The 26,161-nt window shown below is 63.2% G+C and carries 29 protein-coding genes; 11 read left to right on the top strand and 18 right to left on the bottom strand.

The annotated features are described in order from the left end of the window. The first annotated feature begins 36 nt into the window (after window positions 1–36). A complete protein-coding gene (locus tag EN852_RS21540) occupies window positions 37–1,599 on the top strand; it encodes an alkaline phosphatase family protein (protein ID WP_246694344.1) in 1,563 nt (520 codons plus the stop codon). A gap of 52 nt (window positions 1,600–1,651) precedes the next feature. Here EN852_RS21540 and EN852_RS21535 read toward each other — a convergent pair whose 3' ends face one another. After that, a complete protein-coding gene (locus tag EN852_RS21535; RefSeq protein ID WP_127876859.1) occupies window positions 1,652–3,016 on the bottom strand; it encodes a PRC-barrel domain-containing protein in 1,365 nt (454 codons plus the stop codon). A 246-nt stretch (window positions 3,017–3,262) separates the two neighbouring features. Here EN852_RS21535 and EN852_RS21530 point away from each other — a divergent pair, with 246 nt between their 5' ends. Beyond that, window positions 3,263–4,183: a diacylglycerol kinase family protein gene (locus EN852_RS21530; protein ID WP_127876857.1), complete on the top strand. Its 921-nt coding sequence runs from the start codon at window positions 3,263–3,265 to the stop codon at window positions 4,181–4,183. A gap of 11 nt (window positions 4,184–4,194) precedes the next feature. Here the strand turns inward: EN852_RS21530 and EN852_RS21525 are convergent, their stop codons facing one another. The 4 genes from EN852_RS21525 to EN852_RS21510 form a co-directional block, all read right to left on the bottom strand. Beyond that, the gene (locus EN852_RS21525) at window positions 4,195–4,416 is read right to left on the bottom strand and encodes a hypothetical protein (protein WP_127876855.1); all 222 of its coding nucleotides are present in this window, start codon (window positions 4,414–4,416) and stop codon (window positions 4,195–4,197) included. Window positions 4,417–4,605: 189 nt separating this feature from the next. Then, window positions 4,606–5,070, bottom strand: a complete 465-nt coding sequence (locus tag EN852_RS21520) for a phage holin family protein (RefSeq protein WP_127876853.1) — start codon at window positions 5,068–5,070, stop codon at window positions 4,606–4,608. A gap of 6 nt (window positions 5,071–5,076) precedes the next feature. Then, window positions 5,077–5,403, bottom strand: coding sequence for a DUF883 family protein (locus EN852_RS21515; protein ID WP_127876851.1), 327 nt, complete (start codon window positions 5,401–5,403; stop codon window positions 5,077–5,079). 221 nt (window positions 5,404–5,624) lie between these two features. Continuing rightward, complete coding sequence (locus tag EN852_RS21510) at window positions 5,625–6,386, bottom strand: Crp/Fnr family transcriptional regulator (protein ID WP_112129573.1); 762 nt, start codon at window positions 6,384–6,386, stop codon at window positions 5,625–5,627. 126 nt (window positions 6,387–6,512) lie between these two features. On the opposite strand from EN852_RS21510, the gene EN852_RS21505 reads away from it, so the two are divergent. Beyond that, window positions 6,513–6,893: a response regulator gene (locus EN852_RS21505; RefSeq protein ID WP_127865683.1), complete on the top strand. Its 381-nt coding sequence runs from the start codon at window positions 6,513–6,515 to the stop codon at window positions 6,891–6,893. 34 nt (window positions 6,894–6,927) lie between these two features. Here the strand turns inward: EN852_RS21505 and EN852_RS21500 are convergent, their stop codons facing one another. After that, window positions 6,928–7,479 (bottom strand): RNA polymerase sigma factor, encoded by a 552-nt coding sequence (locus EN852_RS21500; protein WP_042641628.1) that lies wholly within the window; start codon window positions 7,477–7,479, stop codon window positions 6,928–6,930. Between the two features lie 3 nt (window positions 7,480–7,482). Beyond that, window positions 7,483–7,686, bottom strand: a complete 204-nt coding sequence (locus tag EN852_RS21495; protein WP_112129764.1) for a NepR family anti-sigma factor — start codon at window positions 7,684–7,686, stop codon at window positions 7,483–7,485. 217 nt (window positions 7,687–7,903) lie between these two features. Between EN852_RS21495 and EN852_RS21490 the strand changes: the two genes are divergently transcribed. From EN852_RS21490 to EN852_RS21470, 6 genes are all read left to right on the top strand, one after another. Beyond that, window positions 7,904–8,698, top strand: coding sequence for a response regulator (locus EN852_RS21490; RefSeq protein WP_095816782.1), 795 nt, complete (start codon window positions 7,904–7,906; stop codon window positions 8,696–8,698). Between the two features lie 169 nt (window positions 8,699–8,867). Beyond that, window positions 8,868–9,032 carry a DUF1328 domain-containing protein gene (locus EN852_RS21485; protein ID WP_018429836.1) on the top strand — a complete coding sequence of 55 codons (165 nt, stop codon included), beginning with the start codon at window positions 8,868–8,870 and terminating at the stop codon, window positions 9,030–9,032. A 154-nt stretch (window positions 9,033–9,186) separates the two neighbouring features. Then, window positions 9,187–10,218 carry a sensor histidine kinase gene (locus EN852_RS21480; RefSeq protein ID WP_127865682.1) on the top strand — a complete coding sequence of 344 codons (1,032 nt, stop codon included), beginning with the start codon at window positions 9,187–9,189 and terminating at the stop codon, window positions 10,216–10,218. Window positions 10,219–10,356: 138 nt separating this feature from the next. Next, window positions 10,357–10,527 (top strand): hypothetical protein, encoded by a 171-nt coding sequence (locus tag EN852_RS40910; RefSeq protein ID WP_189546091.1) that lies wholly within the window; start codon window positions 10,357–10,359, stop codon window positions 10,525–10,527. A gap of 184 nt (window positions 10,528–10,711) precedes the next feature. Continuing rightward, window positions 10,712–11,038 (top strand): hypothetical protein, encoded by a 327-nt coding sequence (locus tag EN852_RS21475; protein WP_127865681.1) that lies wholly within the window; start codon window positions 10,712–10,714, stop codon window positions 11,036–11,038. A gap of 83 nt (window positions 11,039–11,121) precedes the next feature. Next, window positions 11,122–11,367, top strand: coding sequence for a YMGG-like glycine zipper-containing protein (locus EN852_RS21470; protein WP_027166589.1), 246 nt, complete (start codon window positions 11,122–11,124; stop codon window positions 11,365–11,367). A 181-nt stretch (window positions 11,368–11,548) separates the two neighbouring features. On the opposite strand, the gene EN852_RS21465 is transcribed toward EN852_RS21470, so the two are convergent. From EN852_RS21465 to xylF, 4 genes are all read right to left on the bottom strand, one after another. After that, window positions 11,549–13,171: a CHASE domain-containing protein gene (locus EN852_RS21465; protein ID WP_127876849.1), complete on the bottom strand. Its 1,623-nt coding sequence runs from the start codon at window positions 13,169–13,171 to the stop codon at window positions 11,549–11,551. Window positions 13,172–13,294: 123 nt separating this feature from the next. Beyond that, window positions 13,295–14,095 carry an ATP-binding cassette domain-containing protein gene (locus EN852_RS21460; RefSeq protein WP_127876847.1) on the bottom strand — a complete coding sequence of 267 codons (801 nt, stop codon included), beginning with the start codon at window positions 14,093–14,095 and terminating at the stop codon, window positions 13,295–13,297. 76 nt (window positions 14,096–14,171) lie between these two features. Next, the gene (locus EN852_RS21455; protein WP_127876845.1) at window positions 14,172–15,524 is read right to left on the bottom strand and encodes a sugar ABC transporter permease; all 1,353 of its coding nucleotides are present in this window, start codon (window positions 15,522–15,524) and stop codon (window positions 14,172–14,174) included. Between the two features lie 146 nt (window positions 15,525–15,670). Further along, window positions 15,671–16,711, bottom strand: coding sequence for a D-xylose ABC transporter substrate-binding protein (gene xylF, locus EN852_RS21450; protein WP_127876843.1), 1,041 nt, complete (start codon window positions 16,709–16,711; stop codon window positions 15,671–15,673). Between the two features lie 269 nt (window positions 16,712–16,980). Between xylF and EN852_RS21445 the strand changes: the two genes are divergently transcribed. Further along, on the top strand, window positions 16,981–18,222 hold the full coding sequence (locus EN852_RS21445; RefSeq protein ID WP_127876841.1) for an ROK family protein: 1,242 nt from the start codon (window positions 16,981–16,983) through the stop codon (window positions 18,220–18,222). Window positions 18,223–18,332: 110 nt separating this feature from the next. On the opposite strand, the gene EN852_RS21440 is transcribed toward EN852_RS21445, so the two are convergent. Then, complete coding sequence (locus tag EN852_RS21440) at window positions 18,333–20,000, bottom strand: winged helix-turn-helix domain-containing protein (protein ID WP_127876839.1); 1,668 nt, start codon at window positions 19,998–20,000, stop codon at window positions 18,333–18,335. 110 nt (window positions 20,001–20,110) lie between these two features. Between EN852_RS21440 and EN852_RS40905 the strand changes: the two genes are divergently transcribed. Beyond that, the gene (locus EN852_RS40905) at window positions 20,111–20,368 is read left to right on the top strand and encodes a DUF1127 domain-containing protein (RefSeq protein WP_189546089.1); all 258 of its coding nucleotides are present in this window, start codon (window positions 20,111–20,113) and stop codon (window positions 20,366–20,368) included. Window positions 20,369–20,494: 126 nt separating this feature from the next. On the opposite strand, the gene phoB is transcribed toward EN852_RS40905, so the two are convergent. From phoB to pstS, 6 genes are all read right to left on the bottom strand, one after another. After that, window positions 20,495–21,184: a phosphate regulon transcriptional regulator PhoB gene (gene phoB, locus EN852_RS21430; RefSeq protein WP_010911896.1), complete on the bottom strand. Its 690-nt coding sequence runs from the start codon at window positions 21,182–21,184 to the stop codon at window positions 20,495–20,497. Window positions 21,185–21,201: 17 nt separating this feature from the next. After that, complete coding sequence (gene phoU, locus EN852_RS21425) at window positions 21,202–21,909, bottom strand: phosphate signaling complex protein PhoU (RefSeq protein WP_127225293.1); 708 nt, start codon at window positions 21,907–21,909, stop codon at window positions 21,202–21,204. A 20-nt stretch (window positions 21,910–21,929) separates the two neighbouring features. Continuing rightward, window positions 21,930–22,733: a phosphate ABC transporter ATP-binding protein PstB gene (gene pstB, locus EN852_RS21420; RefSeq protein WP_127876835.1), complete on the bottom strand. Its 804-nt coding sequence runs from the start codon at window positions 22,731–22,733 to the stop codon at window positions 21,930–21,932. Beyond that, entirely contained in the window at window positions 22,730–23,581 is an 852-nt protein-coding gene (gene pstA, locus EN852_RS21415) for a phosphate ABC transporter permease PstA (RefSeq protein WP_127865672.1), read from the bottom strand. The genes pstB and pstA overlap by 4 nt, the downstream gene beginning before the upstream one ends. 3 nt (window positions 23,582–23,584) lie before the next feature. Next, window positions 23,585–24,571: a phosphate ABC transporter permease subunit PstC gene (gene pstC / locus EN852_RS21410; RefSeq protein WP_127865671.1), complete on the bottom strand. Its 987-nt coding sequence runs from the start codon at window positions 24,569–24,571 to the stop codon at window positions 23,585–23,587. Window positions 24,572–24,635: 64 nt separating this feature from the next. Further along, window positions 24,636–25,694: a phosphate ABC transporter substrate-binding protein PstS gene (gene pstS, locus EN852_RS21405; protein WP_127876833.1), complete on the bottom strand. Its 1,059-nt coding sequence runs from the start codon at window positions 25,692–25,694 to the stop codon at window positions 24,636–24,638. Window positions 25,695–26,161: the final 467 nt, after the last annotated feature.

The following is a 26,161-nucleotide window of genomic DNA, read 5'->3' as shown; positions in this document are numbered from 1 at the left end:
TCCGTTCCATCTGAGCGCTTCCACAAGGAGACGATCTTGGACCACCAGCCTCGACGCCCGAATGTTCTCCTCATCACCTGCGACCAATGGCGTGGCGATTGCCTGTCGGCGGCCGGCCATCCGGTGGTGATGACGCCGAATGCGGATGCGCTCGCCGCCGAGGGCGTGCTCTACCGCCGTCATTATGGCGGGGCAGCGCCTTGCTCTCCAGCCCGCGCCTGTCTCTATACCGGCCTCTACCAGATGAACAATCGCGTCTGCCGCAACGGCACGCCGCTCGACGCGCGCCATGGCAACATCGCGCTTTCGGCGCGCGCCGCGGGCTACGATCCAACCCTGTTCGGCTACACCGATGTCTCCCTCGACCCCCGCCAGCTTGCGGCGGGGGATCCGCGCCTGCGCAGTTATGAAGGCGTGCTGCCCGGCTTCACCGTGCGGCAAGCTTTGCCCGAGCATCAGAAGCAGTGGCTGTCATGGCTGCGCGCGCAAGGCATAGACACAAGCGCCGGAAGCCCCGGCATCCACCGTCCGGCCGAAGGGCAGCCCGAACGCGACGTCACCAACGCGCCGCCGGTCTATTCGAAGGACCAGACGCCGAGCGCCTTCCTGGCCGGCGAATTCATCCGCTGGCTTGGCGAGCAGGAGAAGCGCGCGCCATGGTTCGCGCATATCTCCTTCATCAGCCCGCACCCGCCTTTCATCGTGCCGGAGCCCTACAACACCATGTATGATCCGGCCCAAGGTCCTGCCTTCAAGCGCGCGGCAAACCCCCAAGCTGAAGCCGCGAGCCACCCCTACCTCGCCTACGATCTCGCCCTCCAGAAAAGAACGAAATTCATTCCGGGCATGGAGGGTAACGTGCCGGACTGGAGCGAGGAGAATTTTCGCCGCATCCGCGCGATCTATTACGGCATGATTTCGGAGGTCGACGCGCAGCTCGGCCGCCTCTGGCAGGCGATCAAGTCGGTGGGCGCCTGGGACGACACCGTCATCGTGCTGACCTCCGATCATGCCGAGATGATGGGCGACCATTTCATGCTCGGCAAAGGCGGCTTCTTCGATGGCAGCTACCACATTCCGTTGATCGTCCGCGACCCGCGCCGGAGCGCCGCGGCCGGTTCATCCGTGGATCATTTCACCGAAGCCGTCGACGTATTTCCCACCTTGCTCGACCTGATCGGCGCCGCGCCGCAGCGCCATCTCGACGGCTGCTCGCTTACGCCGTGGCTTGACGGCGACCGGCCCGGAAACTGGCGCAACGCCGCGCATTGGGAGTTCGACTTCCGCACTGTCGCGGAAGGCGAAGCCGAACGCCATTTCGGTATGGAATCGCGCGACTGCAACCTCGCCGTCATCCGCTCGGCCGACTTCAAATATGTCCATTTCGGTGGCGGCCTGCCGCCGCTTCTGTTCGACCTGTCGAAAGACCTGGGAGAACTGAACAACGTGGCGAACGACCAGGCCTATCTGCCGGTACGGCTGGCGTTCGCGGAGAAGATGCTCGCCTGGCGCGCCGCTCACCTCGATCAGTCGCTGGCGCTGGCGGAGCTGACGGACGATGGCGTGGCTGGATACGTTGCCAAGGCAGTAGGGCAGTAAGGCAATAGGGCAGTATGGGAACCGCTACCTACTGCCCTACTGCCCTATTCCCTTACTTCAGCATCATCCGCTGCTGGTCGCGATTGGCGGCATAACTGCTCTTGTCATAGGCCGTCTGCGCCTGCAGCTGCTCCTTGGTGAAGTTGGTGTAGAGGTATTTGTTGCCGTCCTTGTCGGTCATGAATTTGAGCTTGTCCATGCCGACCGCCACTTCCTTCGCGCCGATGCCGAGGAAGCCGCCGACGTCGATAACAACCGCGTCCGGCTTGTTTTCGGGCGTCAGCACGACATCGCCGATGGTACCGATCTTGGCGTCGTTGGCGCCATAGACCGTCGTCCCCTTAAGATCGTCGACCCTGATATTGCCCATGGGCATTTCCGTCAGCGTCGACTTGTCGATCGAAGCGGTCTTGGTCGCGTCTGTAGCAGCAGCGCCGGTATCGGCCGGCTTGTTTTCAGCCGTGCTCTGGGCCGGCGGCGTCGCAGGCTTGGTCTCCGCGGTCGACTTGGCCGGCTCTGCAGGTTTGGCGCCCTTGTCGGAGGTCGTGTCCGAAGACACCACCGCAGGCGTGGTCGCTGCAGGAGCGTTGTTCGCGGCCGCCGTCGTGGCCGGTGCCGGATCATAGGCCTTGCGGTCGAAGTCCGGCTGGGCCTGAAGCTGTTCCTTCGTCGTCTCGGCCACCAGCCAGCGGTCGCCGTTCTTCTCGGCCCACTTGGCCTTGTCGAAGTCATAGGTGACGTTCTTCGTGCCGATGCCGAGGAAGCCGCCGACACCGATCACCAGGGAGTCCGCCTTGCCGTCCTTGGCAAGCACGATGTCCTTCACGTCGCCGATCTTCTGGGCATCGTCCGCGGTGCCGTTATAGACCGACTCGCCCATGATATTGGAAGCGAGGTTTCCCTCCGCCTTCTTCACCGGCTCGGCCGGTGCGGCCGCCGGAGCCTGCGCTGTCGTCGTGTTGTTGGCGGGCTGCGTTGTGTCGGTCGACTGCGCCGGGGCCGGGTCATAAGGCTTGCGGTCGAAGGCCGGCAGGGCGTTCAGCTCATCCTTGGTCGACTTAGCGACCAGCCAGCGGTCGCCGTTCTTTTCGGCCCATTCCAGCTTCGCGTAGTCGAAGGCGACGTCCTTTTTGCCGACGCCGAGAAAACCGCCGACCCCGATGATGGCGGATTTGGCCTTGCCGCTGGAATCGAAGACGACGTCATCGACCTTGCCGATGTTCTGGGCATCGTCACCAGTGCCATTATAGACGGACTCGCCGATGATGTTGGACATCAGCGCGCCGTCGGCGCGCGGCACCGGAGCCGTGTTTTGGGTCGCTGGGGCCTGTTGCGCCGGAGCGGGCGCCGTCTGCGCATAAGCGCCGGTTGCGAGCAGTGTAGCGATCGCGGTTGTTGCAAAAAGAGTGCGGATCATGATGGTCTCTCCTCGTGCCTGATTTCTGCATGGCGCTCACGCGGCCAGCCGCTGAACGGCGGGCCCGGAGCGGCAGTGTCTGCAGGTTCACAACGTCGTGACCGAGGTGTTGTTCCAACCACGACCCCGTCCACCAGCCTCTGGGTTGCTAAAGCTCCGTGGAACCTTTGCGGCCGCATCCTCGTTCCAGCCTGCGGCTGAGGGGGCAGGCGGCTCAAAACCGCCTGAAGGGAATACGGAGTTGGTATGCGGTTTGCTGCGGTGCTTAATCGGGACGGCGGCACGCTCCGCACCGTCGACATGGAAGCTTTTTCCGGACAGCTGCGTCAGACGCTTGAAGCGGCGGGACATTCGGTCGAGATCGACATCGTTGCCGGCCGGGATGTCGCTACCGCGCTGGCGAAGGCCATCGCCAGGCGCAACATCGACGTAGTCCTTGCCGGTGGCGGCGACGGCACGATCTCGACCGCGGCGTCCCTTCTCATGAACAACAAGAAGGCGCTGGCCATCTTACCTGCAGGGACAATGAACCTCTTCGCGCGGGGCCTGGGCATTCCACAGACATTGGAGGCAGCGCTGCAGTCCTTTGCCGATGGCGAGGTGATCGCCGTCGACATGGCGAGCGCCAATGGCCAGCCTTTCGTGCATCAGTTCTCGGTCGGCATGCATGCCAAAATGGTCCAGCTGCGCGAGAAAATGGATTTCGGCTCGCGCCTTGGAAAGATGCAGGCCTCCGTGCGCGCCGCCTGGGCGGCGATCAAGAATCCACCGGCGCTGAAAGTCAGCCTGAGCATTGGCAAGGCCGAGATCGTGACGCGCACGACGGGCATCGGCATCTCCAACAATCTGTTCGGGGAAGGCCACCTGCCCTATGCGGACAATCCGGCCGGCGGCGTGCTCGGCATCTATGTCAGCATCGCGCGCCGACGTCACCATTTGGCAAAGCTGCTGCTCGACATGCTGCGCGGCCGGCTGCGGCAGAGCGCGCATGTGGAAGTTCATCAGGCCCGCAAGGTTGTCCTGAAGGTCCTCTCGCCCGCCAGGAAATTCAGCGCCGTCCTCGACGGCGAACTGATCAGGCTCGAGCGCGAAACCACGATCGAAATCCACCCCGGCGCGTTGAAAGTGCTGGTTCCGTCAAGCGGCGTCAACGCAAAGGCAGCTTGAAGAGCGCTGCTTCAGGGTTTCGCGGTCGGCTGGCCTGGAGCAGTGCCCTGCTCGGCGCCGGGCGGCTGCGGGACATGCTGCTCGCCGGAAGTCGGCGACTTTATCAATTCCCCGTAAATCTCCACCGCGCCCCACGCAATGAAGGCCAGCAACAGGCCGGCTATGAGAATCCTTAAGGCGTGCCAGCCCCAGTGTCCCTGCCGGGCTTTGTCTTCAGGAACGATCTTGGTCATGATTGGCCTCCATGTTGCGTGGCGGCGGGCATCTCGGGCGCGGCACGATCGGGTAACGGGCCCTTGCCGTGAAGGTTCCGAGCGGGTGAGGATCATTGGACGGCCCGATGCAGGCGTTTGAAGCTCGCCAGCAAGTCAGCCGTGAGGGCCATGCTTAAGCAGGCCGCAGCGCTGAAAGACCTCGACGGCCTAATGCAGGTCGTCCGGACCTTGCCTTGGCGGCGGAGGCTTGGTGTTCTCCCGATAGATGGCGTAAGCGACGACCGCGAGGGCGGGCGCGGCAATGGCTGCCAGTCCGCCCCTGCTCTTGGCCAGGGCCGGAAGCAGGGCAAGCGCCGCGGTAACACCCACCGCCGTCATGTCGGCCTGTCGCCGTCGCGCGCGCCGTTTGCCGCGCATGCGGGCCGTTAGCTTGTGGATGGCGATGATCAGCCCGGCAACCACCAGGAACCCGATGCCGAAGCCCAGGCTGGTCGCCAACGGCCCGTAGCGCGCCGCCAGCCAGATATAGGCGGCGCCGATAAGGAAGCCGACGCCGCAGAGGGCAAGAATGGCGGCAAGCCCATAAAGGATGACCGTTATCCGCGCCCTTTGCACGGCAGCCATGGCCTCGCCCGAGGCGAGGGCCGAGATCAGCGAGACAAGCGTCCCCATCTGCGGTTAGCGGCGGGAAAGGAGGGCGAAGAGATAGCCGACGCCAGCGGCGATCGCCAGCGACGTCACCGGCTTCTCACGCACCTTGGCTATCAGTTGCGCCTCTATGTCCTCGGCACTTCCCCGCACGCTCTCGAACGCGGCTTCGCCTTGCGCGCGCAACTGTTCAACACCATCCGCGGCGGCGCGTCGGGCGGCGCCGTAACCGTGTTGGCTGGTCTTGGCGAGTTGCTCCGTCAGTTTCTGGATATCCGCCTTCAACTGCTCGATATCGGCCTCGAGATCGGCGGTGGTTGCTTGGTCCGTTGCGGATTTGCCTGCGGCGGTTGCCATTCTCTAACTCCTTGCGTTTGCGTTGGTTTCAACGCCCGTTCTGCACCATGGTTCCGGGCCTGGTCGCTCACAGCACCCTAGGGCGTGTTGAGATTCAGGTCAGGCCGAGTCGAAAATGGTGGCTTCCGAGAACCGGAGCGGAGCGTACTTAAAGTACGTGAGCACCGGAAGCGCAGGAAGCCGCCATTTGCAGGCCGGCCTGACCTGAATATCGACATACCCTAGATCAGCGGCCTGCGTTCCTCGCCCAACCCTTCCCAGCGGGCCAGCTTCTTCAGCCCATCATAGTCGATCACTTCGCAGCCACCATCCCGCCACAGGACCAATTTGCGGTCCATCAGCTTGCGGATCGTCTTGTTGGTGTGAACAAGCGAGAGGCCAAGCGTGTCGGCGATGTGCTGTTGCGTGATCGGGATCTGCACCGGCGTCTTGCCGTTGAGGCCGGCGCCGCGAGCCCGGCTGGCGATGAAGGCGATAAGATAGGCGGCGCGCTCGAGCGCGGTGCGACGGCCGATGCTGAGCAGGTTCTCGTCCAGCATGCGCTCCTCGCGCGAAGCGATCCAGGTTATGTCATAGGCAAGGCCGGGGTGGTTGCGATAGAGTTCCTGCAACTGCTCGCGTTCGAAGACGCAAAGCAGCATTGGCGACAGGGCTTCGACGGAATGCTGCATCTCGCCCATCAGGCTGCCCTGCAGGCCGATGAGGTCGCCGGGCATGGAAAAATTGAGGATCTGCCGCCGCCCGTCGGGCAACAGCTTGTAGCGGAAGGCCCAGCCCGACAGTACCGTGTAGAGATGGGCGCTGTGGCTGCCTTCGACCAGGACCGTCGCCCCCTTGTCGACGGCAAGTTCACCGCGCTTGAAGGTGCTGATGAATGACAGTTCCTGCTTGTCGAACTCACGGAATGCAGGCAAGGGCCGCAACGGGCACTTTTCGCAAGGATATTGACGGCTGGCGACCGGACGTGCGCTTTGGCTGGACATTTCGACCCCTCTTCGAAATCCCTGCCCTTGCGGGCGCAGGGGTTCCGCGAGGCGGACCCCATGTCTTTTTTAAATGACATGACAGCCAATTCCGCGCATGAGTGCGGCCCTGCCGAGGAGACATAGGTGCCAGCATTGCTTGACGGACTGCGTATCCTCATCCTGGAAGACGAGTTCCTGATCGCGATGGATGTCGAGCAGCTTTGCCGCGACCACGGCGCCGCGGATGTGACGATTGCCCGCGAGCTCGCGGAGATCGACGGGCAGGCGCTGCCGGAGCGCTTCGACGCGGCCGTCGTCGATCTGATGCTTGGCGGCGTCTCGACCCTGGATTTCGCCGCGCGGCTGCGCAGCGAGGGCGTGCCGTTCGTATTCGCCTCCGGCTATTCGGATTCGGATGAAATCAAGGGTTCATTCCCAGACATAAGGCTGGTGACCAAGCCTTACTCGGGCGACGATCTGATCGAAGCCGTGGCGATGGCCTGCGGCCGGGTTGCCTCGGCCTGAGGCCATTATGCTATCGGAATTGTTGGCGATCGGCTCACGCCGCGTTCGAGCCTGTCACTTGCGCCGAGATCGCGTCAGGTCCGAATTCGTCCTCGCCGGAAATCTTGAGGATCTCCTGCAGCCTTGTGCGCGCCCGGCTGACACGGCTCTTGATCGTGCCGACCGCGCAGCCGCAGATTTCGGCGGCTTCCTCGTAGGAAAAGCCGGAAGCACCGATCAGGATGATGGCTTCGCGCTGGTCCTCGGGCAGCTGCTCGAGCGCGCCGCGGAAATCCTTGAGGTCCAGCTGGCCATGCTGGGCCGGATGAACGGCAAGCCTGGCGGTCATGATGCCGTCGCTGTCCTGCACCTCGCGGCCGCGTTTGCGCATCTGCGAATAGAATTCGTTGCGCAGGATGGTGAACAGCCAGGCCTTGAGATTGGTGCCCGGCTGGAAACTCTCATGCTTGTCCCACGCCTTGACCAGCGTTTCCTGGACGAGGTCGTCGGCCCGGTCGGCGTTCTGCGTCAGCGACACCGCAAAAGCACGCAGGCTCGGGATCGCACCGAGCAGCTCGGTCTTGAAGCTCTGGGATACCGCCACCATGCCTCAGTCCTTTTTCTGGGCAGGTTCGGTCTGTTCCAGTTGGCTCAGCAACTGAGCGAAGCGGTCCGGCACCTGGTCCGAGACCAACTCGTCGTAATATTGCTTGAGCTTGCGGGCAATTTCGGAGTTCGCCCCAAGCGGGTTGCCATCCCCGTTCCGATGCCTGCTTTTGGCATCAGCCATCTGTTTTTTTGACATTTCTTTCATGGTCGCCCTAATTTCCAGCACCCGAACCGCTCTTCGACTTCAAACCACAACGCAAGCGGAACCTTCGTCTGGTTGCCCATCCCGAGACCGCGAAACGCCGGTCTGCTAATTTAGTTCCACGGCCGGCGGAACTTTTTCCAGAAGCCGGCGTTGGTTTTCAGGGGCTTGCAACGGCATGGCCTTGAACGTGCAACGTCATCTGAGGGAGACGTAAATAATGAGCTTGTCCGCAACCATCGCTCCGCATCTTCCGTTCCTGCGCCGCTTCTCGCGCGCGGTGTCGGGATCGCAGGAGAGCGGTGACGCGCTGGTCGCCGCGATGCTGGAAGCCATCATCGCCGACACCAATATCTTCCCCGAAGCCTCCAGCGACCGTATTGCGCTATATAAGGTCTTCGCCAGGCTCTTCACCTCCGTTGCCATCCGCGTGCCGCAGGAGCAGGCCCAGACAGCCTGGGAGCAGCGGGCGGCGGCCAATCTGAACGCGATCGCGCCCCTGCCGAGGCAGGCTTTCCTTCTTGTCGCCGTGGAAGGCTTCAGCGAGGACGAGGCGGCGGAAGTTCTCGACGTCGACGAGGACGAGTTCTCAGAGTTGCTTGCGCAGGCAAGCAACGAGATTTCGCGACAGGTCGCGACCGATGTGCTGATCATCGAGGATGAGCCGCTGATTGCCATGGACATCGAAGAGATGGTCGAAAGCCTCGGCCACCGGGTCGTCGGCACGGCACGTACACATGCCGAGGCAGTGGCCATGTTCGGCAAGACGCGGCCGAAAATGGTGCTGGCCGACATCCAGCTCGCCGACGGCAGCTCTGGCATCGAAGCCGTCAACGAGATCTTGTCGTCGACGCCGGTACCGGTGATCTTCATCACCGCCTTCCCGGAACGCCTGCTGACCGGCGAACGCCCCGAGCCGGCCTTCCTGGTCACCAAGCCTTTCAATCCCGACATGGTCAAGGCTCTGATCAGCCAGGCCCTGTTCTTCGACCGGCAGGCCAAAGCCGCCGCCTGATCCGCGTTTTGGACCGTTTTGAGCGTCATGCGAGGCCTTCGCGCCTCGCATGACGCTCATCCGTTTGCGATCTGAAAAGTCCCTTCAAAGGGGATCGTCTTTTTCAGCAAATGGTGGAACAAACGGCACCGACCCACGTTCTTTTCCCGACATAACAAGGAGACGCATCATGCTGTACTGGGCGCTCGTATTTCTCGTGGTTGCGATCATCGCCGGCGCGCTTGGGTTCGGCGGCATCGCCGGCACATCGGCTGGCATCGCGCAAATCCTGTTCTTCATCTTCCTCGCCTTCCTGGTGATTTCGCTCATCGCAGGCCTCTTCAGGAGAGCCTGACCGCGACACTGGAAGCCGCACCCCTCAAACGGTTTCCAGCCACCGCCGGGCGGCGTCTCGAGAGAGCGCCGTCCGGCGGACCGTTTTGGAGAGCATGGTCGTCGGAACCAGTTGCGGATTGAGCCGTTCAAGGACCGAGTGCGGGGATGTTCCAATGCCTCCCGAGGATCCCACGAAGGACAGAACTGAAAAGCGTGACGGTGAGGTAATCGCGATGCATCCCGCCGAAAGCGGGATGCAGGTGGGGCGAGCCTTGCTTCATGCCCTGCACAATGCCGGAATCTCGGTTCTTTATCAGGATCGGCAGATGAAAACGGTCTGGGCGCGCAACATGAGCGCGCCCTGGGCTTCCGAAACCGCCGACGGCAAGGATTTGCTTTCGCCGGCGCAGGCCGAACGCATAAGGGCCGTCAAGCTCAAGGTGATCGAATCCGGCAACGCGGACCAGCTCGAGCTCAGCATTCCAGGAAGCCAAGGCGTCCGCTGGTTCCAGCTTTGGATCGACGCCGACCGCAGCGACACCAGCGAAGTCCTCGGCGTCGTCACCACCATGGTCGAGACGACGGAGCAGAAACGGCGCGAGCAGACGCTGAAGACGTTGCTGCGCGAAGTCAGTCATCGATCGAAAAACCTCCTGGCCATCATCCAGAGCATCGCCACACAGACAGGGCGCTACACGGAGACGCTCGGCGAGTTCCTGGCGCGGTTTCGCGGCCGGCTGCAATCGCTCGCTTCCTCGCAGGACCTGGTCACATCCTCCAACTGGCGGGGAGCGGCACTGCATGAACTCGTATCCGGCCAGGTCGGCCGCTACAGCGCCGATCTGGCGCGAAGCCTGCGGTTCGCGGGCGACAATCCCTATCTCAATCCCAATGCCGCCCTGCACATCGGCCTGGCGATGCACGAATTGGCTGTGAACTCGGTGAGCTATGGCGCGCTGTCGCAACCGGACGGCCATGTCGAAGTGAGTGCAAGGCTAGAACCCGACGGCGGAACTTCGCCCAGCCTTTTGCTGACCTGGACGGAGTCGGTCGGCGACGCGCCGCGCAACGAAAAGCGCTTTGGCAGCGTGGCGCTGGAGCGCGTCGTGCCGATGTCGCTGAACGGCTCCGCGACGCTCGAGATCGGCAAGGACCGCATGGAATACCGCCTCACCGTCCCGCATGGAAATTTCGAGACGGATTGATTGCGCCCCTATGGCGCCAAGCTTTGCAGGCGAAGGCCTTTAACCCCCTGTTCACCATAAAGTCCGGTCCTGTGTTGCCGGCTGGCGATGCGCCGGAAACCCGTCCGTGCCTGCCGGCGCGCGATCTGGCCGACTGAAATGATGGTTGCCGATACGAACAGACTGGAGCAGGCCGCCCGTGTTTCGATGAGCGGCTTCCAGGATGCCGAGCCGCAGCCGGCGCCGCGACCGTCCCATATTTCGCTTCGCCTTGGCGCGGTCGCGCTTCTCGCCGCCGTGGCCCTGACCGCCGCCTGGCAATTGTTCTGATCCCCGCATGCGGCTTGGACCGCGAGCATGTCGACCAAAGTTGTGCGGCGGCTTGGTAGATGACAGCCATCAGGAACGGGACGTAAAGCGCGTCGCCTGAATCCAATTCAACGTCGCGCTTTGAACCCGGCCCCGGAACTTTCGCTCGTTGAGAATCGTTGTTTGCGGCGAGAGGTTTGGAGCCATGGAACACATCGCCGCATTGCTCTTCGTCGTCGGTTGCTCGAGCACAATGACCGATTGCCGCGAACTCGAAGTGCCGGTCAGCGTCTTTGAGACCGCGCAGGCCTGTACGGCCGAACGGCCCTTCGCCCTTGGCGACCTGCAGGGCCGGGCTCCCCGCATTATCGGCAAATGCCTGGCCGTCGATCCGGCCCTGGAGGACGATTACGACCACATCGCCTGGAACGTGCGGCCCGACGGCACGCTGGTCGCGTCTTTAGAGGTTTCCGGCATGCTTGTCGCGTCGAACAGCGGGCGCCCCGAAAAAGACTATCTTAAACAACAGTAAGATCGGGCAGGCAAAGCCCGTTTTTTCATGCTAAATGGCGGCTGGTACTGCCGAAAGTGAGGACAAAAGTGAGGAGCATTTCAATGCGGAAAATGATTATTGCCATGGTTGCCGTTGTCGCTGTCAGCGGCTGCACCACGACCGAGCAGGATGTCGTGGGCGGTGGCCTGATCGGCGCCGGCGTGGGCGGCCTGGTCGGCGGCGGCAAGGGTGCGCTGATCGGCGCAGCCGTCGGCGCCGGGTCGGGCCTCCTGGTTCGCAACCTGCGCAACGGCTATTGCCAGTATCGCGATCATCGCGGCCGGATCTACACGGCTCGCTGCAACTGATACCAGAAAAGAACCGGAGGCCGGAGCAATTCCAGGAAAAGTGTGAGCGGTTTTCCGTCCGGAATTGCGTAAAAACAAAGAGATAGAGCGTTCGCCGTTTCTGTGAAACGGTGAACCGCTCTAACCGGCTTCCGGTTCTAATCCGCTGATAAGCCCGCCATCGCGGGACCATTTTGACCGCTCACTCGGCGAGCGGGATTTTGATTTCCACCTTTAATCCGTCGCTGCGATAGTCGCGCGCGATCGTGCCGCGCAATTCACGCGTGACGTTGAGATCTATCAGCTTGGTGCCGAAGCCGGTCTTTGCCGGCGCCTCCAGTTTCTTCTGCCCCGCTTCGCGCCAGTTCAGGAGCAGCGTCCGCGCACCGCCGCGCGTTTCGACGCTCCAATCGACCTTGAGGGCGCCCACCGAATTGCCGGCTTCGCCATATTTCAGCGCGTTGGTGGCGAGTTCGTGGAAGGTAAGCCCGAGCGCCTGAGTCGTCGTCTCGTCGAGCAGCACTTGCGGCCCGGACAGCACACCTTCGGGAAGATCCTTGCCGAACACCTGCCCGAGCTCGATACGCAGCAGGTCGCCGAGATCGGCCTTCTGCCAGCGCGAGCGCGTAAGCATATCCTGCGATGCGGCCATGGCCTGCAGGCGCGCCGAGAACGAAGCCGAAAACTCCTTGACGTCGGTGGCTTGCGAAGCCGTCTGCCGCGCGATCGCCAGCACGCGGGTGATCGAATTCTTGATGCGGTGCTTCATCTCCTGCAGGATCAGGTCCTTTTCCAGCAGGCTCTTTTCGGTCGTCTCGTGCAGCGCCGATTTCGCGTCATAGGCACGCTCCTGATAGCGCGCCACCAGGGCAATGGCGCCGGCGAGCAAAAGGCCGAACAGCCCGAGCATCACCGGGATGGCACGCGAGGACGGTGGCTCGAAGGCGCTTGTCGGCCTGAACAGCACCGTCCAAGGCCGGCCCGCGACGACGATATCGCGACGCGCCAAAAGCTTCGCGCCGATACGTTCCGCCGGCGGTGCTTCTGAACGGAAAAGCAGATTGCCGGCCTCCGGCTTGCCGTCATAGACCTCGACATTGACCGGCAGCAGCGGCGAATGGCTGAGCGCGACCTGGAACAGGTCCTGCGCGCGGAACGCGGCGTAGAGAAAGCCGGCTGTCGAGGAGCGGCTGGCATTGATCACCTCGGGCGCGGTTTCGACGTTCAGCCGCACGAAAACCAGGAATCCGGTGAAGGTCTGCGCCACACCGGCGCCCTGGCCGAGCTGGACCATGCCGCTCGCATGCTGCTGGTCGTCGGCCATCGCCCTTTCGATCGCCGCGCGCCGCACCGGCTCGCTGAACATGTCGAAGCCGATGATCGACTGGTTGGACGTGTCGAGCGGCTCGAACAGCACGATGGGCGTGCGCCATTGCTGGGTCGTCGCAGGGTAGATTGGGTGGGCCGACCCATGGTCGCGCAGGATATCGCGTTCGACCGCGGCCTCATCGCCGGCTTTGGCTAGCCTCAGGAAGCCGATACCGCGCAGCCCGGCGAAATTGTCGTCGATGTCGAGGGCGGTGAAGAAGGCCTTGAACTCGCCGCGCGTGATGTCACCGTTGCGCGCATCGAACAGCGCCTGCGTCGAGCGCAGCAGCGACAGATGCAGGTCGATGCGGCTCTCGATGCGGCTGAGCGCATCGTCGGCGGTGCCCTCGAACTTTATCCGCGCCGCCTCTTGCGTCGCGAAATAGGCGAACCCCGCCATCGTAAGGCTGATCAGCGCGACGGCGATGAAAGCAACGATGGGGAAGAGTTTCTTCAACTGCCGGGTCCAGGAATGCTCGGACCTTTATGGGCAAGTCTGGGTGACAAGACAATGGCGAGGCCAAACCATGAAGGCGGCTGGCACAGGAGCCGGCCGTCGGCGGCTTGCTAAGTCACCACCTCAAGCCGCGATCTTCAGCGCGCCCGGGCCGGGGATGGCGCCGGGCGGACATTTGCCCAGGATAATCATGCCGAGCACCTCGTCCTGAGTGACGTCGGTGGTGCGCGCGGTGCCGACCACCTGGCCGTTCTTCATCACGCAGACCCGGTCGGCGAGATCGAACACGTCATGGATGTCGTGGCTGATCAGGAAGATGCCGATGCCGTCGGCCTTGAGCTGCTTGACCAGTTCGCCGACCTGCGCCGTCTCCTGCGGACCGAGCGCGGCCGTCGGCTCGTCCATGATCAGGATGCGGGCATTGAACAGGATCGCGCGCGCGATCGCCACCGACTGCCGCTGTCCGCCCGACAATTTGATGACCGGCTCCTTGAAGCGCTGGAAGCGCGGATTGAGCCGTCCCATCACCTTGCGCGCCTCGGCTTCCATGGCGACGTCGTCGAGCGTGCCCCAGCCGGTCATCAGCTCGCGCCCGAGGAAGAGATTGGCGGCGGCATCGACATTGTCGGCCAGCGCCAGCGTCTGGTAGATCGTCTCGACGCCGTATTTCTTGGCGTCGCGCGGGTTCGAGATCGAAGCCTCCTCGCCATTGATGAAGATCTGTCCGCTGTCGCGCTTGTAGGCGCCCGACAGGATCTTGATCAGCGTCGACTTGCCGGCGCCGTTGTGGCCGAGCAGCGCCATCACTTCGCCGGGGAAAAGATCGACGGACGCGTCGTCGACGGCGCGGATACCGCCGAAGGCGATCGAGATGTTGCGCATGTCGACCAGCGGAACGCTGGCGGGAGCGGATGTGTCAGCCATGTTGTTTCTCCTCCCTATAGTTCATGCTTGAGCATGATCTCGCCCGAAAACCGGTTTCCACTTTTCGGGATCATGCTCAGGCCCGCTTGCGATAGAGGGTGTCGAGCCACACCGCCACGACCAGCACGGCACCGACGACGATGCTTTGCAGCGGGGAATCGACGCCGAGCAGCACCATGCCGGACTGCAGCGACTGCATCAGCAGCGCGCCGAGCATGGCGCCGAGCACGGTGCCGGAACCGCCGGCAAGCGATGTGCCGCCGATGACGGCCGCTGCGATGACCAGCAGCTCGTCCAGCGTTCCGAGCGCATTGGTGGATGAATTCTGCCTGGCCGACGAGATCGCCGCCGCGATCGTCGCCAGCACGCCCATGATCATGAACACCTTCATGGTGATCCAGCGTGTGTTGATGCCGGCGAGGTTGGCCGCTTCCGGATTGCCGCCGATGGCGAAGACATAGCGGCCGAAGCGCGTGCGCTTGGTGACGAAGGTCATGATCAGGCCAACGGCGACCGCCATCAGCACCGGAATGGCGATGCCATGCGCGATGAACAGCCCGCCCTCGGGGACGGTGATGTTGTTGGCGGCGGCGTAGCGGTTCACGATGCCGACCGGCCAGGGATAGGAGTTGGCGAGCCACACTGCGCCCAGGATGATCGCGCAGGTGACCGTGGCGAGCAGCGTCTCGGCCCAGACCGGGCGCAGCGGGAAACGGAAGCGCTTGCGCTGCACGCGGCCGTTATAATGCATGAAGATGACCGCCAGGCAGGCGACGATGCCGACGACCCAGCTCCATTTGGCGCCGATCGAACCCGCCGGGCCGCCGCCCATCAGCTGGAACGTGGCGTCGAGCGGCGCAACGGTCTGGCCGCTGGTGACCCACCAGGCAGCGCCCCGCCAGACCAGCAGACCGCCCAGCGTGACGATGAAGGCCGGCACTTCGAGATAGGCGATGATGAAGCCCTGGAAGGCGCCGATGATGAGGCCGAGCGCCAGGCCGATCAGCAGCGCCAGGACCCAGATCCACGGGTTGCCGAGCTCAAGCCCGACGAAGCGAACGAGGAAATGCACCTGCGCAAAGCCCATCACCATGCCGATCACCCCTTCGGCCGATCCCACCGACAGGTCGATGTTGCGCATGACGATAACCAGCACCATGCCTGAGGCCATGATCGCCACGGCCGAAGTCTGCACCGACAGGTTCCAGAGGTTGCGCGGCGTGAGGAAGGTGCGGCTGTCGAAATCGAGCGGATTGACGCCAAGCCGCAGGCTGGAGATCACATGCAGCCCGATCCAGATCAGGAGCAGCGCGCCGATCATGCCGAGCATGCGGGTGTCCAGCTCGGTAGCCTTCAGGAACCGGGCAACGGCGCCCAGCTCCGAGGCACGCGCGGTGTCTGCCGGTTGGGTAGACGTCGTGTCGGTCATGATTTTCTCCCGCCGGCCTGCCGTCTGACGCGGATGCCGGACCTCAGCCTGGAAGCCTATCCGCTCGCGGCGGAACGGTAAATCTTTGAGAAAACGCCGCGGCCTTCGGGCCGCGGCGCAAGGTTTTGGTCTAGTGTCGGCAAAGCTTAGTTGCAGACCTTGACGCTGCCGGCGGCAACGCCAGCGCAGACTTCGTCCTTCTTGATCCAGCCGGCGTCGATGACGACGTTGAGATTGTCCTTGGTGATTGCGATCGGGGTCAGGAACAGCGACTTGACGGTGTTGCCGCCAGGTGTCGTGAAGTCCTTGGCGCCGGCGATGTCGGCCATCTTCTTGCCGTCGGCGAGCTGCGAGGCGATCTCGGCGGCGTTCTTGCCGAGCTCGCGCGCATCCTTCCACACCGACACGGTCTGCGTGCCGAGCGCGATGCGGTTGAGAGCCGCGTGGTCGCCGTCCTGGCCCGAGACCGGAACGGTGCCAGCCAGGCCTTGCGCCGTCAGCGCCGCGACGACGCCACCGGCGGTGCCGTCATTGGCCGCCACAACCGCGTCGACCTTGTTGTCGTTGGCGGTCAGGAACTGCTCCATGTTCTTCTGCGCGTTGGCGGGCAGCCAGCCGTCGGTATAGGCCTCGCCGACATTCTTGATCTTGCCGCTGTCGATCGCCTCCTTCAGCACTTCCATGGAGCCCGAGAACAGGAAGTCGGCGTTCGGATCGGAACCCGAGCCCTTGATGAAGACGTAGTTGCCTTCGGGCTTGGCCTTGAACACCTCACGGGCCTGCATGCGGCCGACTTCCTTGTTGTCGAAAGTCAGGTAGAAAACGTCCTTGTTCTCGATCAGGCGGTCGTAGCCGACGACCGGGATGCCTTCATCGAGCGCCTTCTGCACGGCCGGACCGATCGCCGAGGCATCCTGCGCCAGGATGATCAGCGAATTGGCGCCCTGCGAGATCAGGCTTTCGACGTCGGTCAGCTGCTTGCCCGGATTGGACTGCGCGTCGGCCGAAATATACTTGTCGCCGGCGGCCTCGATGGCGGCCTTCATCGCCGCTTCGTCGGTCTTCCAGCGCTCTTCCTGGAAATTCGACCACGAGACGCCAATCACCTTGCCCTTCGCCTCGGCGACCGAAGCCAGCGTCAGCGACATGGCAACACCCGCCAGAATGGCGGCTGCGAATTTTTTCATCATATCCTCCCTGCGCCCTGTATGGCGCGACCCAGACTGGCCCGAAGGCCGGCATAGAGGCTTTTTTTCGAGCCTCAAAAAAATACTGATGCAGCGAAATGATGCTGTCAACCGAGATTCTGATGGCATTTGATGGGTCCAGGCATTTTTTTCGGGGTCCGCAATAAATAATGACATCGGCTTTGGCTTCTGCCACTATCCCTGGCGTGTCAGCGACAGGCCATGGCATCATCACAAGGCCGCGATGACCGGGGAGGACGTGCGAGACGATGTCGGTCGGAATCCGCCACGACGATTTGCGTCGGCGCAACCGCGCCATGGTGATTTCGGCCGTGCGCCGCGCCGGCCAGCCGTCGCGGACGGAAATTGCCGCCACCACCGGCCTCAGCCACTCGACCATTTCGGCGATCTCCGCCGATCTGATCCAGGAGGGCATTCTCACCGAAAGCAAGGCCAGCGAGCCGACGGCATTGAAACGCGGCCGGCCGCAGATCGGCCTGGCGCTGAACCCCGAAGCCGCCGCGGTGCTGACCGTGGTGCTGTCGCTGAACTTCCTGTCGGTCGCCGTCATCGACTATGCCGGCCAGGTGATCGCCGAGGAACAGCGGCGGCTGGACACGCTCGTCATGCCGCGCGACGAGCTGATCGGCGAGTGCCTGGCGATTGTCCAGCGCCGGCTGCAGGATCCTGATCTCGACGTGAGCAGTGTCGCCCGCATCGCCATGGGCATTCAGGGCATCACCGATTCCCACTCGCGCGCCATGCTGTGGTCGCCGATCACGCCGCTGACCGACATTCCGTTCGCTGACATCCTCGAGAGGGAATTCGACATCCCTGCCACCATGGAGAACGACTGCAACATGATGGCGGTGGCGCTGCGATGGCGCGATCCCGAGCGCTATCGCGACAATTTCATCGCCATCCTGCTCTCGCACGGCATCGGCATGGGCCTTGTGCTGAAGGGCGAATTGTTCACCGGCACGCATTCTTCCGGCGGCGAGTTCGGCCACATGATCCATCGTCCGGGCGGCGCGCTTTGCCGCTGCGGCCGCCGCGGCTGCGTCGAGGCCTATGCCGGCAATTACGCCATCTGGCGCAGCGCCATGGGGATGAGCGAGGACGCTGCGCCGATCGACATCGGCGACGCCGACATGCGCGCCCTTGCCGCCAAGGCGCGCGAAAAGCACGGCCCCGAGCGCGAGGCCTATCGCCGGGCCGGCGAAGCGCTGGGCTTCGGCCTGGGCAGTCTCTTCGCCCTTATCGATCCGGCGCCGGTCGCCATGGTCGGCGTCAGCGCGGCCGCCTTCGACCTGATCGAGCCGGCGCTGAGAGAGGCGATCGCCCAGACCGCCGGCGGCCAGCACTCGAACTCGATCTCCTTCGACGCCGAGCCGAACGAGCTGCCGCTGATCCGAGAAGGCTGCGCCATGCGCGCGCTGACCTTCGTCGACCAGGAGATCTTCGCGCCGGGCATGCAGGCGAGAAGCGGTGCGGGGAAGATCGTCGCCTGACGGTGAAACCAATCATCTAGACGACCCGATTGGGAACGCTGCCGCTCTGCGCCAAATGCTGACATCGATATCTTAGATAGATATCGGACAAGCGACCAATGTCCACCTGCTTAGCTCGATTCCCCGATCGCAATCGCAGCCAACCGCGCTTCTTCGCGCGCAATCAGGGCTTGATATCGCGGATGGCCGTGGAGGGGCATCAACTCGGGCTCTCGCTTGATCCATGCGAGGAGGTGCGCTTTGGGAAGGCAAGTCTCCAACAAATCGAGAGCCCGATCTGGCTCGCCCATTTGGGCAAAGGCGCATGCAATATTGTGGTAGTCCCTCATATCGTCCGGCTCGATCGTCAACGCTCGCGCGGCCCATTCCTCGGCGCGCTCTTTCTCTCCCAGATGGGCCAACGCGATCGCTCCCAACGATAAGGCACGCGCGTTGTCGGGATGCAGCGCGATCTCCCTTTCGGCGCGCTCCAAAGCCCGGCGTGAAGCAGCACCCAGTTCGTCATGTCGTCCCAACAATCGATAGCAATCAGCCGCAATGAGGAGAGCCCAATGGTCTGCTTCAAGAAGCTGAGCGGCGCGCTCGCAATGCTCGATGGCGTCTTCGTAGCGGCCGAGGTAAAGGCAGGTCAGGCCAAAGTTAACTCGCACCTCAAACGAGTCCGGTTCAAGGCGTAGCGATTCCTCATGGGCCGCCAGCGCCTCATCGTTGCGTCCCAGCGCGGCCAGTGCCCGCGCCCTGGCGGCATGAGCCTCGGCCAATGTCGCATCCAGCGCGAGCGCCTTTTCGGCGGCTGATAAGCCTGACTCCTCCGATCCCCCGAAATGCAGGAACGCTTGGCAGAGGGCGACCACAGCCCAGGCGCGGGCGTAATCAGGATCGATCTCCAACGCCTGCCGGCAGAAGCGAACGGCGATCTCCAAGCTTCTCGCTCCCTGCTGCGTGAGGTAGTGCCGACCCAGGAGATAGAGCTGATAGGCCTTCGGGTCTTGCGTTGAGCGGCTCTCGATCGCCGTCTTTTCGGCCGGCAGCAGCCTGATCTTCAGCGCCGCCACGATGGCCTGCGCGATTTCGTCTTGCAGCGCAAAGATGTCTTTCAGTTCGCGGTCATAGCGCTCGCCCCAGACCTGGCTGTCCTTGCTTGCGTCGATCAGCTGCGCCGTGATCCGCACCCGCCCGCCAGCCTTGCGCACGCTGCCTTCGACGACGTATCGAATCTTCAGCCGCTGCGCCAACTGCCCTATCTCGACAGCCTTGCCCTTGAACGTGAACGTGGTGTGGCGCGACAGAACGTTGAGCGTAGAGACCTTCGACAGGTCGGTGATGATGTCCTCGGTGATGCCGTCGCTGAAGTATTCCTGCTCGGGGTCGCCGCTCATGTTGACGAAGGGCAGAACGGCGAGGGAGGGCGCTTCGGGGAGCGCCGGCTTCACCTCCGTTCCTTCCTCTTGGGGCGGGTTCCTTATCGCGATCATCGGTCCGACGAATCGGTAGCCGCGGCGCGGGAGCGTCTCGATCCAGCGCTCGCCGCCGGGTTCTTCCCCGAACACCCGGCGGAGTGCCGCGATCTGGGCAGTTAGATTGCTTTCTTCAACGGCGAGACCGGACCATCCGGCATCCATCAGCGCAGCCTTGGAGACGGGTGCGCCCGCTCGCTCCACCAGCACGCGCAGGAGTGCAACCGCTCGCTGTCCCAATGCGAGGGGCTCGGCATTTCGAAACACGATTCCCGTCTCGGTATCGAGACGGAACGGTCCCATTCGGTGGATCGTCACCATGGGCCGAAATCTACTCGACTTCGGAAACTTTTCCGAACTCTTTCAGGAGCATTTCAGGTCTTTCCGCCGGAGAAGGCAGAGACTGCATAAACATTTCCGGGAGGTTCGACGTGACAACTAGTGTGAAGTCCCTGCCGCCATACGCAAGGCCGCATGCCTGGCGTCGCTGGTCCTCTTCTGGTGTCGGGCGCGTTCTCGGCAAACTGGTGGGCTGGTGCCAGGATGAAGTATTCCGGATCGCCGCGATCGAGGAACTGACTAGGCTCAACGACCACTATCTCGAGGATGTGGGTATCGATCGCAGTGACATCGGCCCGATCGTCGATGCCACGGTGAAGCGCCTGCGGGAAAGCCGGAGGAAGGCTTGAGGCCAGGCGAGCCGGGCCTCATGCACATCCCCCCGCATCGCCACTACTGCGGCATCGGCAACCGCCTGCTATTGAGTTCTGCCCCTCGAACATGATTTCGATCCATCGGGATGGCGGGGCTCTAGCCTAGTCTTCCCTGATCGCATACCCCGCGCCACGAATGGTGCGGATGACATCGGGCATGCGGCCGTTGTTGACGGCCTTGCGCAGGCGTCCGACATGAACGTCCACCGTGCGCTCGTCGATATAGATCGTCTCGCCCCAGACATTGTCGAGCAGCTGGCTGCGCGAGAACACGCGGCCGGGATGCCGCATCATGAATTCGAGCAGCCGGAACTCGGTCGGGCCGAGCCTGATCTCGCTCTTCTTGCGGTAGACGCGGTGCGATTCGCGGTCGAGCACGATGTCGCCGACCTTGAGCACGCTGGACAGCACCTCCGGCTTGGCGCGGCGCAGCAGCGCCTTGACGCGCGCCATGAATTCCGGCGTCGAGAACGGCTTGACCAGATAGTCGTCGGCGCCGGTGGACAAACCTCGAACCCGATCGCTTTCCTCGCCGCGCGCGGTCAGCATGATGATCGGCAGCCGCTCGGTCTCGGGCCGCATCCTCAGGCGCCGGCAAAGCTCGATGCCGGAAACCGCCGGCACCATCCAGTCGAGCACGAGCAGGTCGGGAACGTTTTCCTGCAGGCGGATTTCGGCCTCGTCGCCGCGGGTCACCACTTCAACCTGGTAACCCTCGGATTCGAGGTTGTAGCGGAGCAGCACCCCCAGCGGCTCCTCGTCCTCCACCACCATGATGCGTGGCGCGATCATCGGGGTAACCTTTTCCGTCAGGCCGCCGGCGCCGACATTGCCGTCTCGTCCTGCTTGGGACGGTTGGCGGGCAATTGCATGCCGGTCAGCACATAATAGGCGTTCTCGGCGATGTTGGTCACATGGTCGCCGATGCGCTCGAGATTCTTGGCGCAGAACAGAAGATGCGTGCAAGCGGTGATGTTGCGCGGATCTTCCATCATGTAGGTCAGGAGTTCGCGGAACACGGAGGTGTATTTGACGTCGATGCGCTCGTCGTCGTTGCGCAGCTTGGCCAGCGCCGAAGCATCGCCCACCGTGTATTCCTGGACTACCGCCTGGACCTGGATCAGCACCAGCTGCGCCATGGAATCGATCGAATGTGTGAGGTCGCGCGGCGCGGCGCTGATGCCGACCGAGCCGACGCGCTTGGCGATGTTCTTGGCAAGATCGCCGATGCGTTCGAGATCGCCCGCCATGCGGATCGAGCCGACCACGTGGCGAAGATCGTCCGCCATCGGCTGCCGCTTGGCGATCAGCGTGATCGCGCGGTCGTCGAGCTCGCGCTGGCGCGCGTCCATGATGGTGTCGTCGGAGACGACGCGCTGCGCCAGCGCATTGTCGGTCTCCAGCAGAGCCCTGGTCGCGGCGCCAACCATCGAACCGGCCAGGTCGCCCATGTCGTTGATCAGCCGGCTGATCTGCCTCAGATCCTCGTCGAACGAGGCAACGGTATGTTCGGCCATGATGATGTCCTCGTATGAACTCAGCCGAAGCGGCCGGTGATGTAGTCCTGCGTGCGCTTCTCACGCGGCGAGGTGAAGATCTTCTCGGTCCGGTCGAACTCCACCAGCTCGCCGAGATACATGAACGCCGTCTGCCGCGACACGCGCGCCGCCTGCTGCATGTTGTGGGTGACGATGACGATCGTGTAGTCGGCCTGCAATTCGTCGATCAGCTCCTCGATCTTGGCCGTCGACAGCGGATCGAGCGCCGAGGCCGGTTCGTCGAGCAGGATGACCTCCGGCTTCACCGCGACGGTGCGGGCGATGCACAGGCGCTGCTGCTGGCCGCCCGACAGGCTCTGGCCGCTGGCGTTGAGCTTGTCCTTGACCTCGTTCCACAGCGCGGCGCGCTTCAGCGCCGACTCGACGCGGTTGTCCATCTCGGCCTTGCTGATCTTCTCATAGAGCCTGACGCCGAAGGCGATGTTTTCGTAGATCGACATCGGGAACGGCGTCGGCTTCTGGAACACCATGCCGATCTTGGTGCGCAGCAGGTTGAGGTCCTGCGAGCGGTCGAGGATGTTCTTGCCGTCGAGCAGCACCTGGCCCTCGGCGGTCTGCTTCGGATAGAGCTCGTAGATGCGGTTAAGGACGCGCAGCAGCGTCGACTTTCCGCAGCCCGACGGCCCGATGAATGCGGTCACGCTGCGCTCCGGCAGGGACAGGTTGATGTCCTTCAGCGCCTTGGACTGGCCATAGTAGAAGTTGAGGCCTTTGACCTCGATCTTGGCCTTCTCGACGGTCGTGTCGGCTACGTTCAGGTCGGTGGACAACATCGGTTTCATCTGTCCTCTCTGCGTCCGGTCAGGCTGCGGGCGAAGATGCTCAGCCCGAGAACCGTCAGGGTGATTATGAGAGCGCCCGTCCAGGCCAGTTGCTGCCATTCCTCGTAGGGGCTGAGAGCGAACTGGAAGATGGTCACCGGCAGGCTGGCCATCGGAGCATTGAGATTGCTCGACCAGAACTGGTTGTTGAGCGCGGTGAAGAGAAGCGGCGCCGTCTCGCCGGAGATGCGGGCGATCGCCAGCAGGATGCCGGTGACGATGCCCGACATCGCGGCGCGGTAGGCGACCGAACGGATAACCACCCAGCGCGGCGCGCCGATTGCCGTGCCCGCCTCGCGCAGCGCATTGGGCACGAGGTTCAGCATGTCCTCGGTGGTGCGAACCACCACGGGGATCACCAGGATCGACAGCGCGACGGCGCCGGCGATCGCTGAGAAATGACCCATCGGCCGCACCAGCAGCTCATAGACGAACAGGCCGACGATGATCGAAGGGGCCGACAACAGGATGTCGTTGATGAAACGCACGATTGTCGTAAGGCGTGAAAAGCGCCCGTACTCGGCCATGTAGGTGCCGGCCAGCACGCCGATCGGCGTGCCGACGACGATGCCGATGATGGTCATGACGATGCTGCCGTAGATGGCATTGAGCAGACCGCCGGCATCGCCGGGAGGCGGCGTCATTTGCGTGAACACCGCCAGCGAGACGCCGGACAGGCCCTTGTAGATCAGCGCGCCGAGGATCAGCGCCAGCCAGGCGAGGCCAATGCCGGCGGCGACGACGCAAAGCGCCATCATCACGCCGTTCTTGCGCTTGCGGCTCCGGTGGAGAGACAGGGCTGTCGACATGGATCAGGCTCCCGCACGGCGATCGATACGCAGCAGCATGTAGCGTGCGATGGCAAGGATGACGAAGGTGATGATGAACAGGATCAGGCCGAGCGCCACCAGCGAGGAGGTGTAGAGCTCGCCGTCGGCCTCGGTGAATTCGTTGGCGATGGTTGCCGAGATCGTGGTGCCGGGCGCGAACAGCGAGGCGCTGATGCGGTGCGCATTGCCGATGACGAAGGTGACGGCCATGGTCTCGCCGAGCGCGCGGCCGAGGCCGAGCATCACGCCGCCCATGATGCCGACACGTGTATACGGGATGACCACGCGCCGCGTCACTTCCCAGGTCGTGCAGCCGATGCCGTAGGCCGATTCCTTCAGCACGGCGGGCACCGTGTCGAACACGTCCTTGGTGATCGAGGTGATGAAGGGCAGCACCATGATGGCGAGAATCAGCGAGGAGGTCAGCAGGCCGATGCCGTAGGGCGGGCCGGCAAACAGGCTGTTGAGGCCGGGGATGCCTTTGAAGACCCAGATGATGAAGGGCTGGATCGTCGTCTGCAGGAACGGCGCGAAGACGAACAGGCCCCAGATGCCATAGATGATCGAGGGAATGCCGGCGAGCAATTCGACCGCGATGCCGATCGGGCGCCTCAGCGGGCGCGGGCACAACTCGGTCAGGAAGACGGCGATGCCGATGCCGATCGGCACGGCGATAAGAATGGCGATGGCCGACGTGACGAGCGTGCCATAGATGGGCGCCAGGGCGCCGAAATTCTCAGTGACCGGGTTCCAGGCCTCGGTCGTCAGGAAAGAAAAACCAAACTTCGACAGCGCCTGCCATGAGCCGGCAAACAACGAGATGGCGACGCCGCCGAGAATAACCAGCACGAGGATGGCGGAAAGACGCGTGGCGGAGCGGAAGATCGTATCGGTGAGGGCGAAGCGGCGCACCGTCGCTTCTCTGGTGCGCATGGAGGACGCGGTCACGGCTTCGGAAGCGGCACTCATCTAGCCCCTCGCATTTCGAAAGAGACAGGAGGGCGCCGGAAGCGCCCTCCCTTGTTCGTCAGAATTACATGCCGGAATAGAGCGGCTTGCCGTTCGCGTCGACGATGTCCTTGCCCCACATTTCCTCGACGCTCTTCACCACCGCGTCGGGCATCGGAACATAGTCCAGCTCGGCGGCCATGTCGTCGCCCTTGGCGTAGGACCAGGCGAAGAACTTGAGCGCTTCGGTCGTAGCCGCCGCGTCGTCGGGCTTCTTGTAGACGAGGATCCAGGTGGCCGACGTCATCGGCCAGGTTTCGGCGCCGGCCTGGTTGGCCAGGATCACGCCGTAGCCCGGCTGCGAGCTCCAGTCGGCACTGGCCGCCGCAGCCGAGAACGCCGCAGCGGTCGGCTCGACCTTCTTGCCGTCCTTGTTGATCAGGTCGGTATAGGTGAGCTTGTTCTGCTTGGCATAGGCATATTCGACATAGCCGATCGCGCCGCCGGTCTGGGAAACGTTGTTGGCTACGCCCTCATTGCCCTTGGCGCCGATGCCGACAGGCCATTCCACAGCCTTGTCGACGCCGACCTTCGACTTCCAGTCGGCGCTGACGTCGCCGAGATAGTAGGTGAAGTTGAAGGTGGTGCCCGAACCGTCTGAACGGTGAACCACGGCGATCGCCTGCGAAGGCAGCTTGACGTCAGGGTTGAGCTTCTTGATCGCCGGGTCATCCCAGCTCGTGATCTTGCCGAGGAAGATATCGGCCAGCGTCGGGCCGTCGAGAACCAGTTCCCCGGGCTTGACGCCTTCGAGGTTGACGACCGGAACGATGCCGCCCATCACCATCGGGAACTGTGCGAGGCCGGTGCCGTCGAGTTCGTCGCCCTTCAGCGGCGCGTCGGAAGCGCCGAAAGTCACGGTCTTGGCCTTGATCTGCTTGATGCCGCCGCCGGAACCGATCGACTGGTAGTTGAGACCGATGCCGGTCTCCTTCTTGTAGGCGTCGGCCCACTTCGCATAGATCGGATAGGGGAAGGTGGCGCCGGCGCCGGAAATGTCGGCAGCCATCGCGGCGACGATGCTAAAGGTAGATGCCGCAGCCATTGCAATCGCAACGGCCGCCGAGCGGATGAAATGTCTCATGTGGCCTGCTCCTGTTCGGAAGATGGTCTTCGGCACCCGTTCTATCGGCGCCCGGTGAGCGCAATAGCCCTCGATTATTACAGTCGCATGACAGTTTCGTGTCAGCCCGGTAACGTCTGGACGAGGATGTCTGGAGAGGTCGGCGGAGGCCCCGAAGGACCGGCCGAAGTTTGCCGCGGGAATCAGCAACTTGTCTGACTTTTGAATCAAAAATTATCCCGGCGGCCATATGGTGGCCGCCGGGAAATAAAATCCGGACGAGAGCGCGTTGCCTGAATGCCAGAGCGGATCATGGCCTGGCCATCGCCGAAAACAGGTCCGTTGGGGTAGAGTCGACGCTGTTTCTTGTTGGCGGTCGCTGCTCCCGCCCGTAACCGAGGAGCGGAATCAATGACACATTGTCCAAGCTTGGCTTGCTTTGGTATGGCGCGATCGCACCATACGCATGCGTCAACGCCTTGCGCCCG

Origin of the sequence: Mesorhizobium sp. M2E.F.Ca.ET.209.01.1.1 (genome assembly GCF_004010375.2) — a bacterium.
GTDB lineage: Bacteria > Pseudomonadota > Alphaproteobacteria > Rhizobiales > Rhizobiaceae > Mesorhizobium.
The sequence above is the reverse complement of the archived record's forward strand: the minus strand, read 5'-3'. Positions and strand labels throughout refer to the sequence as shown.